This window comes from Novosphingobium sp. (genome assembly GCF_031417815.1).
Lineage (GTDB): Bacteria > Pseudomonadota > Alphaproteobacteria > Sphingomonadales > Sphingomonadaceae > Novosphingobium.
In genome coordinates this window covers 137,731-152,942 of sequence record NZ_JANOWI010000044.1, presented here as the reverse complement: position 1 = coordinate 152,942, position 15,212 = coordinate 137,731, and the positions used below count along the sequence as shown (strand labels likewise).

Here is a 15,212-nt window from a genome sequence, read left to right as displayed (position 1 = left end):
TCGACCACCCGGCTGATCACTTCGGTCGGCAGGTAGGAGAACGGCACGATGGCATCAATCCGGTTGCGGAATTCCGGGGTGAACATCCGCTTGACCGCCTCGTCGCCGGCATCTTCCTTCGAGACATTGCCGAAGCCGATGCCCTGGCTTGCCATGTCGGCAGCGCCGGCATTGGTGGTCATGATCAGCACGACATTGCGGAAATCGACCGTTTTGCCGTGATGGTCGGTGAGCCGCCCGTTGTCCATCACCTGCAGCAGGATGTTGAACAGATCGGGGTGGGCCTTCTCGATCTCGTCGAGCAGCAGCACGCAGTGCGGTTGCTGATCGATTGCATCGGTGAGCAAGCCGCCCTGATCGTAGCCGACATAGCCCGGAGGCGCGCCGATCAGGCGGCTGACCGAGTGGCGTTCCATATATTCCGACATGTCGAAACGCTGGATCGGGATGCCCATTATGCTGGCCAATTGCTTGGCCACTTCGGTCTTGCCGACGCCGGTCGGCCCCGAAAACAGGAACGAGCCGATCGGCTTTTCCGGATCGCGGAGCCCTGCACGGCTGAGCTTCATCGCGCTCGATAGCACTTCGATCGCCTGGTCCTGCCCGAACACGACGCGCTTCAAGTCCTTGGCAAGGTGTTCGAGCGCCTGCCGGTCGTCGCTTGAGACCGACTTGGGCGGGATCCGCGCCATGGTCGCGATCACCATTTCGATTTCGCGCGCGGTGATGATCTTCTTGCGGCGGCTGGGCGGGACCAGCATCTGCATCGCGCCGACTTCGTCGATCACGTCGATCGCCTTGTCGGGTAGCTTGCGATCGTTGATGTAGCGCGCCGAAAGCTCGACCGCGGTTTTGATCGCATCGGCGGTGTACTTGACCTTGTGGTGGTCCTCGAAGGCGCTGCGCAGGCCCTTCAGGATCTTGATCGTGTCTTCGACCGTCGGTTCGTTGACGTCGATCTTCTGGAACCGGCGCAGCAGCGCGCGATCCTTTTCGAAGTGGTTGCGGAATTCCTTGTAGGTGGTCGAGCCGATGCAGCGGATCGATCCGCCCGACAGTGCGGGCTTGAGCAGGTTGGAGGCATCCATGGCCCCGCCGCTGGTCGCCCCGGCACCGATCACGGTGTGAATTTCATCGATGAACAGCACCGCATCGGGCATCTTCTCAAGCTCGTTCACGACCTGCTTGAGCCGTTCCTCGAAATCGCCGCGATAGCGCGTGCCGGCCAAGAGCGCGCCCATGTCGAGCGAATAGATCACCGCATCCTGCAGCACTTCGGGCACTTCGCCCTCAACGATCTTGCGCGCCAGGCCTTCGGCAATCGCGGTTTTGCCCACGCCCGGATCGCCCACGTAGAGCGGATTGTTCTTCGAACGGCGGCACAGGATCTGGATCGTGCGGTCAACCTCGGGCCCGCGCCCGATCAACGGATCGATCTTGCCGGCCTCGGCCTTTTCGTTGAGGTTGACGCAGAACTGGTCGAGCGCCGTTTCCTTCTTGCCATCCTTGGCCTGGGCCTTGTCTTCGGGCTGCGGCGGTTCGGGCGGCTCGCTGCCTTTGGGGCTGCGATCCTCGATCCGCTTGCCGCCTTTGCCGATCCCGTGGCTGATGAAGCTGACCGCATCGAGCCGGGTCATGTCCTGCTGCTGGAGGAAATAGACCGCATAGCTGTCGCGCTCGGAAAACAGCGCGACCAGCACGTTGGCACCGGTGACCGTGTCCTTGCCCGAGGACTGGACATGCAGGATCGCGCGCTGGATCACCCGCTGGAACCCTGCGGTGGGCGAGGGATCACCTTTGGCTTCGGTCTTGAGCGACTGGTATTCCTGATCGAGGTACTGCTTCACCACTTCGGCCAGCTCGGCCAGATCGACCCCGCAGGCCTGCATCACTTCGGCGGCATCGGCATCGTCGATCAGCGCCAGCAACAGGTGCTCGAGCGTCGCATATTCATGCGCGCGCTCGGCGGCGTTGGAGAGCGCCGCGTGCAGCGTCTTTTCAAGGCTCTGGGCGAAACTGGGCATCTTGGTGGTCTCTCAGGCTGGAGGTTTGTGCTGCGGACAGTTTCTTTCGACTTGACCGAGAGTATGAACGTCCGTGGTTAACCAAATCTATATGGGGCCTCCCGGGCGGTACGAAAAGAGCCCCTTGGTTCATCAATGCGTTCGCGGCTTGAACAAAGCGTCGGCAGCCGAGCGATGCGCTGAAACTTTGTCGCGGTGGGCCTTGATCCGCGCGATCTCCACCTCGAGCACCGCGATCCGTTCGGCCAGCTCGTCCTGCGAATACGGATCGAGGCTTTCTTTCGAAAGCAGGCCGGCAGCGTCGCCTTTGGGCCGGGGCAGATCTTCGTCCATCGTCGGGGGGAGAATCGGACCATGCGGCCTTGCTGTCAACTCCGCTGCAAGCTAGGGCTGGTGAACCGTAGCGGTGCGGCAACAGGGACCAGCCAAATGACTGATATGCTTCCTGAAACCATGATGGCGGCCGGTTTTGATGCACCGGGTGGGCCCGATGTCCTGCGACTGGAAAAATTGCCGGTGCCCCGCCCTGGCCCAGGCGAAGTGCTGATCAAGGTTGCCTATGCCGGGGTCAACCGGCCCGACGTGATCCAGCGCCAGGGCTTTTATCCGCCCCCACCGGGCGCTTCGCCGCTGCCGGGGCTTGAAGTTTCGGGCACGATTGCGGCGCTGGGCGAAGGGGTGACCGCGTGGCTACCCGGGCAAAAGGTCTGCGCGCTGACCCCGGGCGGCGGCTATGCCGAATATTGCCTGGCACCGGCCGGACACTGCCTGCCGGTGCCCGATGGTCTGGCGATGGATCAGGCTGCGGCACTGCCCGAAACGCTGTTTACCGTGTGGCACAACGTGTTCGAACGCGGCTATGCCCGTGAAGGCGAAACGCTGCTAGTCCACGGCGGCACCAGCGGGATCGGCACCATGGCGATCATGCTGGGCAAGCATTTCGGGCTGAGCGTGATCGTCACGTGCGGCGGGGCCGACAAATGCGCCGAGGCGCTGAAAGTGGGCGCCGATCATGCGATTGATTACAAGGCGCAGGATTTCGTCGCAGAAGTCGCGCGGATCACCGCGGGCAGCGGCGTGCACATCGTGCTCGATATGGTCGCCGGCGATTATGTGCCGCGCAACCTGCAATGTCTCGCCGATGATGGCCGCCACGTGACCATCGCGGTGCAGGGCGGCTTGCAAGCCACGATCCCGATGATCGAGGTAATGCGCCGCCGCCTGACGCTGACCGGATCGACGCTGCGGCCGCGCAGCAATGACTTCAAGACCATGCTCGCGCAGGAAATCCGCGATGTCGTCTGGCCGCTGGTCGAAGCCGGTCAGCTGCGTCCGATCATGGACCAGACCTTCGCGCTGGCCGATGCCGCCGCCGCGCACGCCCGGATGGAATCGGGCAGCCATATCGGGAAGATTGTCCTCAAGGCCGGATGAGAGTTGCCCTCGGGTCAGAATCGGCCTAGTGGCACAAGCGAACGGCCGCTCCGCAAGGGGCGGCCCTATCTATTTCTAACGGAGAAAAACCCGTGTCCCAGCCGAACCCGCTGATGCCGCATGCGACCGCTTCCTGGCTGGTCGACAACACCGCGCTGAGTTTCGAACAGATCGCCGAATTTTGCGGCCTGCATATTCTTGAAGTGAATGCGATGGCCGATGATCTGGCCAGCAGCAAATATACCGGGCGCGATCCGGTGCGTTCGGGCGAACTGAACATGGCTGAAATCGAAAAGGGTCAGGACGACCCGACCTATTCGCTGGTCATGCAAAAGGCCCCGGCGCAGGTCAGCCGCACCAAGGGCCCGCGCTATACGCCGGTTTCGAAACGCCAGGACAAGCCCGACGGGATCAATTGGATCATCAAGAACCACCCCGAAATTTCGGACGCGCAGATCGGCAAGCTGATCGGCACGACCCGCAACACGATCTCGGCGATTCGCGATCGCAGCCACTGGAACATCTCCAACATCCAGCCAAAGGATCCGGTTACGCTGGGACTGTGCAGCCAGCGCGAGCTGGATGCGATCGTTGCCAAGGCGGCCAAGAAGGCCGGCCTGCAGGACGAAGCGGGCGATGATGCACGGCTGGGTGATGACCGTGTCGCGCTGATCGAAGAACTGCGTGCCGAACGCGAAGCCCAGACCAAGGCCGCCGGCGCTGCCGCGCAGGAAGCCGAAGCCGCCGCGTGGCTCGAAGCCAAGCGCGCCGCTGAAGCTGCCGGCGAGGAATAGGCGCATTGCCGCAATCCGCCCGGTGGCGGATTGCTGGGGCTGCAGTGCCCCAACCAAAAACACGCTACCTTTCCCGCGCGAAAGCGGTAAGCTTTTGACATGACTGTCAATAGCCCTGCAGCCGCGCCCTGGCTCGATCACTATGCCCATGCGGGTCCGTGGGAGCAGCACTTCGCGCCGCTGTCGCTGCCCGAAATGTTCGAACAGACCGCGGTGGTGCACCCGGATCGGCCCTTGGTTGATTTCTTCGGCCGGCAATACAGCTACCGGGTGCTCCACGCCGAAGCGCGGGCCTTTGCCGCCTGGCTGCAGCGCAGCGGGGTCATGCCGGGGGACCGGGTCGGGCTGTTCCTGCCCAATGTGCCGATCTACGTTTCGGCCTATTACGGGGCATCGTTGGCAGGTGCGACACTGGTCAATTTCAGCCCGCTCTATACCGCGCAGGAACTGACCGCGCAGGTGCTCGATTCGGGCGCGCGGCTGCTCGTCACGCTCAATTCGGCGGCCTTGCTGCCCACCGCGCTTACGGTGCTCGATAGCTCACCGCTGGAACGGCTGGTGGTGGGGGCGCTGGGCGAGATGCTGCCGCTCAGCAAGCGCGTGCTGCTGGCGCTGCTTGGGCGCAAGGCGATCACCGCGGTCCCGCAGCGCCGCGATGTGTTGCCCTGGCGTCAGTGCCTTTCGGCCGAAGCCCCCCAAGCGGTACCGATCGATCCGCTGCATGATCTGGCCTTGCTGCAATATACCGGCGGCACCACCGGCACCCCCAAGGGGGCGATGCTGACGCACCAGAACCTGACCGCCAATGCCCGCCAGGTCGCAGCGATCGATCCGCACGCCGGGGATCGCGACATGATCCTTGGCGTGTTGCCGCTGTTCCACGTCTTTGCCAACACCTGTGTGCTCAACCGCACCGTGGCCAATGGCGGCTGCATCGCCATGTTGCCGCGCTTCGAAGCCGGACAGGCGCTCAAGACGCTGGCGCGGGTCAGGGCCACCGCGATGCCCGCCGTGCCGACCATGTTCCAGGCGCTGCTCGATCATCCGGCCATCGCCAAGACCGACTTTTCCAGCCTGCGGATCTGCATCTCGGGCGGGGCGCCGTTGTCGCTGCCGCTCAAGGCGCGGTTCGAAGCGGCTTCTGGCGCGCGCGTGGTCGAAGGGTACGGCCTGACCGAAAGCGCAGGCGTGGTTTCAACCAACCCCTACGAAGGCGAGGAGCGCGAGGGCACGATTGGCCAGCCGCTGCCAGCAACGCGCGTGCGCTTGCTGGACCGCGAGGATCCTTCGCAGGATGCCGCCGCGGGCGTACCTGGCGAACTGGCGGTGCAGGGCCCGCAGATCATGCAGGGCTACTGGCAGCGCCCCGAAGCTGCTGCCACGGCCTTTGCCGAACGGCCTGATGGGCGCTGGCTGCGCACCGGCGATGTCGCGACGATCGACGCTGGCGGCTACATCCGGATCGTCGACCGGATCAAGGACATGATTGCGGTGGGCGGTTTCAAGGTCTTTCCCAGCCAGGTTGAGGCGATGCTGCTGCAGCACCCGGCGGTCAAGGAAGCGCTGGTGATCGGCGTGCCCGAGGCGCGCCTTGGCGAAGTGCCGCGCGCTTACGCGACCTTGAACGCGGATGCCGAGGCGACGGGCGAAGAACTTCGCACCTGGCTCAACGCGCGGATCGGCAAGCATGAGCGCGTCGACAGCGTGGTGCTGCGCGAAAGCCTGCCCAAGACCATGGTTGGCAAGCTTGATCGCAAGGCCTTGCGCGAAGAGCTGGGGATTTAGCGGATCTAGCTCGCGGCGAGCGAAACGACCGTCGCGTCGGTTGCGCTGCGCGGTGCGAACCGGCCGTCAACCTGCGCGCCTTGCTCGATCGTCAGCGAATCGTAGTGCACGTCGCCGTGGATCCGCGCGCTTTTCAGCACGACCAGATCGCGCACTGCAATGGTGCCGCGCACGGTGCCCGAAAGCCGGGCGCTTTCGGCCTTGATCGCGCCGACAATCTCGCCGCTTTCGCCCTGCACCAGATTGGTGCACGAAACATCGCCTTCGACCCGTCCGTCGATGTGCAGATCGGCCGATGCATCGATATCGCCTTTGACCCTGAGGTCGGCGCCAAGCACCGAAAAGGTTGCCTTGGTCATCGCGTTACCTTGCGGATTGTGCGGCGTGTGCGCCGCGGGCTTCTTGGAGAACATCGGGGGCAGCCTCGAGGAAGGGACGCGGATTGACCGGGCGGTCATTGATTCGCACTTCGAAGTGAAGGTGCGGGCCGGTCGAACGGCCGGTCGAACCGATCAGCCCGATCACGTCGCCCGCGCCAACCCGGCTGCCCTGCACCGCGCGGAAACGCGACATGTGCGCATAGCGGGTGACGAGGCCGTTGCCGTGATCGATCTCGACGCAGTTGCCATAGCCCGAGCGGACCCCGACGAAGCTGACCGTGCCGGGTGCCGCAGCATAGATCGGCGCGCCATAGGGGCCTTTGAAATCAAGCCCGGGATGAAATTCGCCGCCGCCGCCGGTGAAGGGATTGGCGCGGAACCCGAAGCCTGACGAAATATATTCGAGGTTGGCGGGCAGCACCTGCGGCAAGCCGGCCACCGAACGCTCAAGTGCGTCCATCCGCGCCAGCGACAGGCCGAACCGCTGGAACCGCGGATCGATCGAACCATCGGCTGCGGTCGCCATCAAGATCAGCGGACCGCCCTGCGCGTCCTTGTCATCAAGTGCAGCGAGCGCAATCGCAGAGCTGATGCCCAGGCTGGCAAGCTTGGCCTCGGCTGCCGCCGACCGGCGATCGGCGATGCGGGTCAGTCCCTCGATGAAAGCCAGCTGGCGCGCTTCGATCCCAGCCAGTTCGGCAGCCTCGGGAACGGCGAGTGAAACCTTCTTGATCGTGGCGGCCGCTTCGCTGGCGCTGTCGCTGACGGTTTCCCCGGCCTGGGCGTCCTTGGGCAGATCGCCCATGTGGGCCTGCACGGTCTTCTCGATGAAGTCCTGGCGGCGGTTCATATCGCCAACCTGCCGACCAAGATCGCCGCGATAGGCGTTCACGCGGCTTTCCGCGGTGGTTACTTTCGCCTCGCGATCAAGCAGCGAGAGCCGGTCGCGCTGCGACAGGTAGCCAGAGATCGCCATGGCGGCCATGGTCAGCGCCCAGATCAGCACGAAGGCCGCAACGGCCCCCGCGGCGATCATCTGCGTGCGCGCAGAAATCTTGATGAAGCGGACCTGGCCTTCGGAGCGCATGAAAAATTCGCGATCCGGAAACCAACTCCGCAGGCGAGCCGAAACCCGGCCAACGGTTGCGTTTTTCAAGACGACCCCAAGTCCCTCTTTGTCTTTGTGCGGCGCGGCTAGCAGCTACGTTCGGGGGTGGCGAATCTTTGTTGTGACAGACTCGCCGAATCGATGATCTGGCGCGACGAAGTGTGGAACCGAACGCGTTCACAGGTTTAGCAGTGCCGCGACTCGCCCAATTGCGGTGACACGGCGCGGCGCAAATGTTAGGCGCCGCGCAATGACTACGGCGCTCCATTCCCCCCCCACCCCTGCGGCGCTGGTCGAGCGACTGGCGCTGGCGGCGCGCGCTGCGCAGCGTCAGCTGGCTCTGCTGGACAGCGCGGCAAAAAGCACGGCGCTGCATGCCGCCGCCGGATCACTGCGGGCCAGCGAGCCGGCAATTCTGGCTGCCAATGCCCTCGATATGGCGGCGGGCAAGGCGCGCGGCCTCAGCGCGGCGATGCTCGATCGGCTGCTGCTCGATTCGGCGCGGGTTGCCGCGATCGCCGCTGCGGTCGATGCGGTGGCCGATCTGCCCGATCCCACAGGCCAGGAAATCTCGCGCGATCTGCGCCCCAATGGCCTCGAAATGTCGCGGGTGCGGATCCCGATCGGGCTGATCGGGATCATTTATGAAAGCCGCCCTAATGTAACCGCCGATGCCGCCGCGCTGTGCCTGCGTTCGGGTAACGCGGTGCTGCTGCGCGGCGGCAGCGAAGCGGTGCATTCGAACCGGGCGATCCATGCTGCGCTGATCGAAGGCCTGGCCACGGCAGGTGCGCCGGTCGATGCGGTGCAACTGGTGCCCGATCAGGACCGCGCGGTGGTCGGCGCGATGCTGGCTGCGGCGGGTTTGATCGACATGATCGTGCCGCGCGGCGGGAAAAGCCTGGTCGCGCGGGTCCAGGCCGATGCCCGCGTTCCGGTGCTCGCTCACCTTGACGGGATCTGCCACACCTACCTGCACAGCGCGGCCGATCCGGCCAAGGCGCAGGCGATCGCGCTCAATGCCAAGCTGCGCCGCACCGGGATCTGCGGATCGATGGAAACCTTGCTGATCGATGCGCAGTTTCCCGCAGCGCAGTCTGTGGTTTCGGCGCTGCTCGATCAGGGCTGCGAACTGCGCGGCGATGCCCGTGCCTGCGCGCTCGATCCGCGCGTGGTGCCGGCCAGCGCCACCGACTGGGACACCGAATACCTCGACGCGATTCTTGCAGTCGCGGTGGTTGACGGGCTGGGTGTGGCGCTCGATCATATTGCCCGGCATTCCTCGAACCATACCGATGCGATCGTGTCCGAAGATGCTGCGGTCTGTGAACGGTTCCTCACCGTCGTCGATTCGGCCATCGTTATGGCCAATGCCAGCACGCAATTTGCCGATGGCGGCGAGTTTGGGCTGGGCGCGGAAATCGGCATTGCCACCGGGCGGCTGCACGCCCGCGGCCCGGTCGCGCTTGAAGGGCTTACCACCTACAAATGGCTGGTGCGCGGCACCGGACAGGTGCGGCCTTGATCCTTGCTACTTGCCAGGCCGGTCCGCTGCCCCGGCCCGGCCACCCGATCTGGCATCCTTTGGGTAGCCGGGCCGGAGCAGTGGACCGGCCTGGCTCAAGCCGCTTTTTGGGCCGCTTTCGATGAAACGAATCGGGTTGCTGGGCGGGTCCTTCAACCCCGCGCATGGTGGGCACCGCCGGATCAGCCTGTTCGCGCTGAAAACACTGGGCCTCGATGAAGTCTGGTGGCTGGTATCCCCCGGCAATCCGTTGAAACCTGCGGCGGGCATGGCTTCGCTCGCCGCGCGGCTGGCTTCGGCGATGCGGCAGGCCAAGGGCACGCGAATCGTGCCGAGCCAGATCGAGCGCGAACTGGGCACGCGCTACACCGCTGATACCCTGCGCGCCTTGCAGCGGCGCTATCCCAAACACCGCTTTGTCTGGCTGATGGGCAGCGACAATCTCGCCCAATTGCACCGCTGGCGCGATTGGCGCAGGATCGCGCGCACCATGCCGATTGCGGTAATCGCCCGTCCGGGCTATGACGGACCTGCCCGTGCGAGCCTCGCGGGGGCTTGGCTCGGCCGATACCGGCGGTCTGCGGCCAGTTTGAACAACCGGGCAGGATGGAGCGCACCCGCGCTGATCACTTTGCGTTTCGATCCCGATCCGCGTTCGGCGACAGCTATTCGCCGGGCCGATCCAGACTGGGCCCGCCGATATGCGGGGCACGCCCTGCGCGATCCCTTGACGCACCATCCCGTTGATTCCGACATCGCATGACTGTTTGCGAAGCCCTGTTAGAGGAGCCGTTTCCGCTTAAATGACGCCTGAACCCACCAATTTGGCCCAATCCAGTCCGGCCACCGCGCCCGGCACGCCTGCCCCGCTCCCCGCTTCGGAGCCGGGCTCGCTCCACGAACTCGTCCTGAAGTCGCTTGACGATGATCAGGCGCAGGAAATCGTCTCGATCCCGCTCGAAGGCAAAAGCTCGATTGCCGATCACATGGTGATCGCATCGGGCCGCTCGACCCGCCAGGTCGCGGCCATGGCACAAAAGCTGTCCGAACGCGTCAAGCACGGCGGCTTCGGCCATGTCAGGATCGAAGGCCTGCCCGCGGCTGACTGGGTGCTGATCGATGCCGGCGATGTGGTGGTCCACCTGTTCCGCCCCGAAGTGCGCACTTTCTACAATCTCGAACGGATGTGGGCATTTGGCGATTCGGGTTCGGCCTGAGATTTGGTTTTCACGCAAAGGCGCACAGGCACGAAGATGTTGCCGCTTGCCGCAGGCACTTCATTCCTCAACTGCAAAGCTGCAGGACCGGCCATCTTCAGTAATGGCGGCTGCGCCGTTAGCGAATGCCTCTTCGCGCCTTTGCGCCTTTGCGTGATGAAGATTCGATACTAGCCGCTATGGCACATCAATGCGTTTGCACCTGATCGCCCGAGGCAAGATTGGCCGTTCGCCTGAGGCTGAGCTTGTCGATCGCTACGTCAAACGGATTTCCTGGCCTGTCAGGCTGACCGAACTACCCGACACCGGCGGGTCGCTTCCTGAAGCGCCGCCACAATGCCGCACCGTGCTGCTCGATGAGCGCGGCAAGCAGCTCAGTTCCGAACAATTTGCCGCGATCCTCGGGCGCTGGCGTGATGACGGGGTGCGCGAATGCCGGTTCCTGATCGGCGCGGCCGACGGGCACGGCGATGCGGCGCGCCAGCAAGCCGATCTGCTGATCGCCTTCGGGGCAATGACCTGGCCGCACATGCTGGCCCGCGCGCTGCTGGCTGAACAATTGTGGCGGGCAACCAGCATTCTGGCTGGCCATCCCTATCATCGTTCGGGATAAGGGCGTCACGATGAAGCGTGCCTGGCTCATACCCCTTGTTTCCCTGCTGGCCGTGGCCGGCTGGCAGGGGCTTGACGCCCAAGGGGCGGTAGCGCCGATTGAAACCGCCGAAGACGCGCAGACCGCGCTGGTCCGCGCCCAGCGGCAAGGTGCCGAAGCGCGGACCCGCGCCGAAGCGCTTGAAGCCGATGCTTCCCGCGCCACGGCGGCTGCCGAAAAGACCCGCCAGGAAGAAGCGGCGCTGGCCGCGCGCGTTCAGGAAGCTGAAGCGCAGATCGCTGCCAATGCCGCGCAAATCCGCCTGATCGGCGTGCAGCAGGCTGACCTCGCGCGCGATATGGCGGCAAGACAGCGGCCCCTGATTGAATTGACGGCGGCCTTGCAGCGCCTTTCGCGCCGCCCGCCGCTGTTGTCGCTGCTGCGCCCCGGATCGCTGCAAGACACGGTTTACTTGCGCGCGGTGCTCGAAACGATCCTGCCAGAAGTGGCGCGGCGCACCGCAGGCCTGCGTGCTGCAATCGACAAATCGCGCGCGCTGCAAAAGAAGGCCGAGGATGCCAATGCGGCGCTGCGTGCCAACCAGGCCGAACTGGTGCGCCGCCGCGATCAACTGGCCCGGCTGGAGGCTGGCCAGCTGATCGTTTCGCGCGAAGCCAGCGGCGCCGCGCAACGCGAGGCTGATCGCGCCCTGGCGCTGCGCGAAGATGCCCGCGATCTGACTGCGCTGGTGGGTGAACTGGGCAAGGCCGGTTCGGTGCGCGAAGCACTGGCTGCGCTGCCGGGGCCGGTCTTGCGGCCGGCGCAACCGGGCCTGGCGCAGACGCCAACCGACCCGCCGCCCGCCGGGATAGCCACGCCGGGCGCGCCGCGCCGCTATATCCTGCCGGTGGCTGGCCGGTTGGTGGCCGGGTTCGGAGCAAGCCAGCCCGGCCGCGCGCAATCACGCGGGCTGACGCTGCTCGCCGGCAGCCAGGCGCAAGTCGTTGCGCCCGGATCCGGCCGGGTGGCCTTTGCCGGAACTTTTCAGGGATACGGCCAGGTGGTGATCATCGAACATGGCGGCGGCTGGGTTTCGCTGGTCACCGGACTTGTCGCGCTTGATTGCCGGGTCGGGCAGGAACTTGTCGCCGGTTCACCGCTGGGCCGGCTGGGCACCGGCAGCCCGGCTGTGACGCTTGAACTCAGGCGCGCCGGTGAACCGGTCAACCCGCTCGACTTTTTGCGCAATTGAGGCGCTGTAACACGTTCCCAATTCGCCATCTGGCATTAAGGCGCTTGGCGCTATAAACAGCGCAACAACGCATCCACCTAGGAAAGCACCAACGATGAAAACCCTTGCCTTGCTGCGCGCTGCCTTGCTGACCGGCGCGGTCGCGCTCTTGCCTGCAACCACGGCGGGCCTTGCCGCGGTCGACGGGCGTTCGTCGGGCGGGTTCGAACGGCTGGAAACGGTCTACCGGCTGGTCCGCCAGTTCTATGTCGAACCAACCGACGACACCAAACTGGAAGACGGCGCGATCGAAGGCATGCTGTCCTCGCTCGATCCGCATTCCTCGTACCTGTCGGGCGCCACGATGCAGCGGCTCAACACCATGATCGACGGCAACTATTCGGGGCTTGGGCTATCGGTGGTGATGGACGACGGCGCGGTCAAGGTGGTGGCACCGATGCGCGGCAGTCCAGCTGACGCCGCCGGGGTCAAGGCGGGTGACTACATCACGCATCTTGACGGCAAGCTGATCTATGGCGGCGAGCTTGACGATGCCGTCTCGCAGATGCGCGGCGAGGCGGGTACCAAGATCCGCCTGACCATCTTCCGCCCTGGCCGCGACCAGCCGTTCGACGTCACGGTGACGCGCGGCGTGATCAAGCTTGAAGCGGTAACCTGGGAACTGAAGGACAACGTCGGTGTGATCACCGTCAACGAGTTCAGCAACGAAATTGCCGCCGACGTGAAGAAGGGGATCGACGATCTCAAGAAGCAATCGGGCGGTAAGCTCGAAGGCTTGATCCTCGATCTGCGCCAGAACCCGGGCGGCGAACTGGGCGAAGCGGTGGCGTTGTCTGATCTGTTTCTCACCCAGGGCGATATCGTTTCGCAGCGCGGCCGCAACAAACGCGAAGACGAATACTACAAGGCCGAAAGCGTCTATCCAGGCGATGCCGCCAAGGGGCTGCCGGTGATCGTGCTGATCGATGCCGGTTCAGCCTCGGCCTCCGAAATCGTCGCCGGGGCGCTGCAGGACCAGCACCGCGCGCTGATCATGGGCGAACGCAGCTTCGGCAAGGGCTCGGTCCAATCGCTGTTCTTCCTTGATCGGGCGCGGACCAGCGCGGTCAAGATCACCACCGCGCGCTATTACACCCCGCTTGGCCGGTCGGTACAGGAAGGCGGGATCTTCCCCGATATCCGCGTGCCGCAGCTCTCCGATCCCGATGCGCGCCGGCGCAACGAACTGACCATGCGCGAAAGCGATTTGCGCGGCCATCTGGTCAACGAAGCCGGGCTCGACGACAAGAAGCTTGAAGCGGACCGTCAGGACGATCCGCGCTTCAAGATGTCAGCGGACGAGCTCAAGGCCAAGGGGATCAAGGACTATCAGATGTATTATGCGGTCCAGACCGTGCATCGCACCGCGGCCACGGGCAAGCGCCGCTGATGGCACTTCCGGCGCATGAAAACGCGGCCCGCGCCGCGCGGCTGCTGGCCTTTGCGGTCCCGGCGGCCCTGCTGGGCGGCGCTTACATCAGCGAATACGGCTTCGGGCTCTACCCGTGCGAAATGTGCTGGTGGCAGCGCTATGCCCATTTTGCCGCGCTGGCGCTGGCGGTGCCCGCCGTGCTTTTGCCAAAGGCGCGCGTGCTGACCGCGCTGGCCGGTATGGCGATCCTGTTTGCCGGTCTGATCGGGGGCTATCACGCCGGGGTCGAATATGGCTGGTGGGAAGGGCTGACCGCCTGCACCAGCCAGATCGACATGAGCGCCGATCCGCTTGAGGCAATCAGCGCCGGACCGCTGATCCGCTGCGATCAGGTCCAGTGGGCGCTGTTCGGCGTGTCGCTGGCCGGGTTCAATTTCCTGTTTTCAACCGCCGCCGCCATCGCGATCTTCGCGCTGCTGCGCCGGGCACAGCGGAGCTGACATGATGGACAAGGCTGCGCGTGACCGGATGGTGCGGGTCGATCAGGCCGGCGAATATGGTGCGATCCGGATTTATGCCGGCCAGCTGGCGGTGATGGGCGACCGCGCCCCGCATGCTGCCGAAGTGCGCCACATGGCCGAGCAGGAAGCCGAACACCGGGCCAAATTTGATGCGCTGCTGGCCGAACGCGGGGTGCGCCCCACAGCGCTGCAGCCGTTCTGGCATCTGGCCGGCTATGCCCTGGGCGCGGCAACCGCGCTGATCGGGCCCAAGGCGGCGATGGCCTGCACGGCGGCGGTCGAGCAAGAGATCGACAAGCACTATACGGACCAGCTCGAGGCGCTGGGGGACAGCGATCCCGAACTGTCCGGGCTGATCGAGGCGTTCCGTGAGGACGAGCGCGACCACCGCGCGACCGCGCTGGCGGCGGGCGCCGAACAAGCACCAGCCTATCCGCTGCTCGCGGGTGTAATCCGGCTGGGTTGCCGCGCCGCAATCCGGCTGGCCGAACGGATTTGATGACGCACCGGGAACACCGCGGTACCTTCATCTGTTATTCAGCGGCCGACGCGCCTATGTTGGCGCTGTAACCACGGAGTTTGATCATGCGTCCGCTTGTCCTTGCGCTCGCCTTCAGTGCCCTCGCGCCGTTCACGGCATCGCCGGCTTTCGCGCAGGTTGCAGATGAGGAGAAGGTCAACCTCGTGATCGTCTATGGCGAAGACCAGTGTCCCGAATCGACCGCAGACATGATCACCGTCTGCGCGCGCAAAAGCGAAGGAGAGCGTTATCGCATCCCCGAAACGCTGCGCGAAAGCATCAGCCCGCAAAACGAAGCCTGGACCAACCGGGTAAAGGCTTACGAAACCGTGACCGCCACCGGCACGATGAGCTGTTCGCCGGTCGGCGTTGGTGGCTGGACCGGCTGTTCGGGAAGACTGATCGATCAGGCCTATGCCGAAAAGCGCGCCGATCCGGGGATTCGCGCGGGCGAACTGATCGCCGCCGAACGCGAAAAGCGTCTGGCCAAGATCGATACCGAAGCGGCCGAAACGCAGGCCGATGTCGAACAGCAGGAAGAACAGATCCTGGCGCGCCGCAAGCTGGAGCAGCAGGCCAGCGGCAACCCGGTTACGTCCGGCGCTGACAGCGAACTGCCGCCGCCGCCCAAGCCGAACTGAGCGCCGCG

General features: G+C 64.9%; 16 protein-coding genes. 12 read left to right on the top strand and 4 right to left on the bottom strand.

Annotated elements, in window-relative coordinates:
• Both clpA and RMN99_RS12355 read right to left on the bottom strand, forming a co-directional pair.
• On the bottom strand, window positions 1–2,024 hold a 2,024-nt coding region (clpA, locus tag RMN99_RS12360), incomplete at its 3' end, for an ATP-dependent Clp protease ATP-binding subunit ClpA (protein ID WP_309623612.1).
• Between the two features lie 132 nt (window positions 2,025–2,156).
• Complete coding sequence (locus tag RMN99_RS12355) at window positions 2,157–2,357, bottom strand: DUF1192 domain-containing protein (protein ID WP_309623611.1); 201 nt, start codon at window positions 2,355–2,357, stop codon at window positions 2,157–2,159.
• Between the two features lie 96 nt (window positions 2,358–2,453).
• On the opposite strand from RMN99_RS12355, the gene RMN99_RS12350 reads away from it, so the two are divergent.
• The 3 genes from RMN99_RS12350 (at window position 2,454) to RMN99_RS12340 (ending at window position 6,037) form a co-directional block, all read left to right on the top strand.
• Window positions 2,454–3,458 carry an NAD(P)H-quinone oxidoreductase gene (locus RMN99_RS12350; RefSeq protein WP_309623610.1) on the top strand — a complete coding sequence of 335 codons (1,005 nt, stop codon included), beginning with the start codon at window positions 2,454–2,456 and terminating at the stop codon, window positions 3,456–3,458.
• 92 nt (window positions 3,459–3,550) lie between these two features.
• Window positions 3,551–4,252, top strand: a complete 702-nt coding sequence (locus RMN99_RS12345; RefSeq protein WP_309623609.1) for a DUF1013 domain-containing protein — start codon at window positions 3,551–3,553, stop codon at window positions 4,250–4,252.
• A gap of 99 nt (window positions 4,253–4,351) precedes the next feature.
• On the top strand, window positions 4,352–6,037 hold the full coding sequence (locus RMN99_RS12340; RefSeq protein WP_309623608.1) for an AMP-binding protein: 1,686 nt from the start codon (window positions 4,352–4,354) through the stop codon (window positions 6,035–6,037).
• A gap of 5 nt (window positions 6,038–6,042) precedes the next feature.
• On the opposite strand, the gene RMN99_RS12335 is transcribed toward RMN99_RS12340, so the two are convergent.
• Both RMN99_RS12335 and RMN99_RS12330 read right to left on the bottom strand, forming a co-directional pair.
• Complete coding sequence (locus tag RMN99_RS12335) at window positions 6,043–6,396, bottom strand: polymer-forming cytoskeletal protein (RefSeq protein WP_309623607.1); 354 nt, start codon at window positions 6,394–6,396, stop codon at window positions 6,043–6,045.
• A gap of 4 nt (window positions 6,397–6,400) precedes the next feature.
• Window positions 6,401–7,573, bottom strand: coding sequence for a peptidoglycan DD-metalloendopeptidase family protein (locus RMN99_RS12330; RefSeq protein ID WP_309623606.1), 1,173 nt, complete (start codon window positions 7,571–7,573; stop codon window positions 6,401–6,403).
• 202 nt (window positions 7,574–7,775) lie between these two features.
• Here RMN99_RS12330 and RMN99_RS12325 point away from each other — a divergent pair, with 202 nt between their 5' ends.
• The 9 genes from RMN99_RS12325 (at window position 7,776) to RMN99_RS12285 (ending at window position 15,204) form a co-directional block, all read left to right on the top strand.
• Window positions 7,776–9,050 carry a glutamate-5-semialdehyde dehydrogenase gene (locus RMN99_RS12325; protein WP_309623605.1) on the top strand — a complete coding sequence of 425 codons (1,275 nt, stop codon included), beginning with the start codon at window positions 7,776–7,778 and terminating at the stop codon, window positions 9,048–9,050.
• Window positions 9,051–9,171: 121 nt separating this feature from the next.
• Window positions 9,172–9,813, top strand: coding sequence for a nicotinate-nucleotide adenylyltransferase (locus RMN99_RS12320; RefSeq protein ID WP_309623604.1), 642 nt, complete (start codon window positions 9,172–9,174; stop codon window positions 9,811–9,813).
• Window positions 9,814–9,853: 40 nt separating this feature from the next.
• The gene (rsfS, locus tag RMN99_RS12315) at window positions 9,854–10,267 is read left to right on the top strand and encodes a ribosome silencing factor (protein WP_309623603.1); all 414 of its coding nucleotides are present in this window, start codon (window positions 9,854–9,856) and stop codon (window positions 10,265–10,267) included.
• Window positions 10,268–10,457: 190 nt separating this feature from the next.
• Window positions 10,458–10,880: a 23S rRNA (pseudouridine(1915)-N(3))-methyltransferase RlmH gene (locus tag RMN99_RS12310; RefSeq protein ID WP_309623602.1), complete on the top strand. Its 423-nt coding sequence runs from the start codon at window positions 10,458–10,460 to the stop codon at window positions 10,878–10,880.
• Window positions 10,881–10,890: 10 nt separating this feature from the next.
• Complete coding sequence (locus tag RMN99_RS12305; RefSeq protein WP_309623601.1) at window positions 10,891–12,111, top strand: peptidoglycan DD-metalloendopeptidase family protein; 1,221 nt, start codon at window positions 10,891–10,893, stop codon at window positions 12,109–12,111.
• A gap of 94 nt (window positions 12,112–12,205) precedes the next feature.
• Window positions 12,206–13,540 (top strand): S41 family peptidase, encoded by a 1,335-nt coding sequence (locus RMN99_RS12300; protein ID WP_309623600.1) that lies wholly within the window; start codon window positions 12,206–12,208, stop codon window positions 13,538–13,540.
• Window positions 13,540–14,022, top strand: a complete 483-nt coding sequence (locus RMN99_RS12295; protein WP_309623599.1) for a disulfide bond formation protein B — start codon at window positions 13,540–13,542, stop codon at window positions 14,020–14,022. Before RMN99_RS12300 ends, RMN99_RS12295 begins: the two co-directional genes overlap by 1 nt.
• 4 nt (window positions 14,023–14,026) lie before the next feature.
• Window positions 14,027–14,542: a demethoxyubiquinone hydroxylase family protein gene (locus tag RMN99_RS12290; protein ID WP_309623622.1), complete on the top strand. Its 516-nt coding sequence runs from the start codon at window positions 14,027–14,029 to the stop codon at window positions 14,540–14,542.
• Between the two features lie 86 nt (window positions 14,543–14,628).
• A complete protein-coding gene (locus RMN99_RS12285; RefSeq protein ID WP_309623598.1) occupies window positions 14,629–15,204 on the top strand; it encodes a hypothetical protein in 576 nt (191 codons plus the stop codon).
• Window positions 15,205–15,212: the final 8 nt, after the last annotated feature.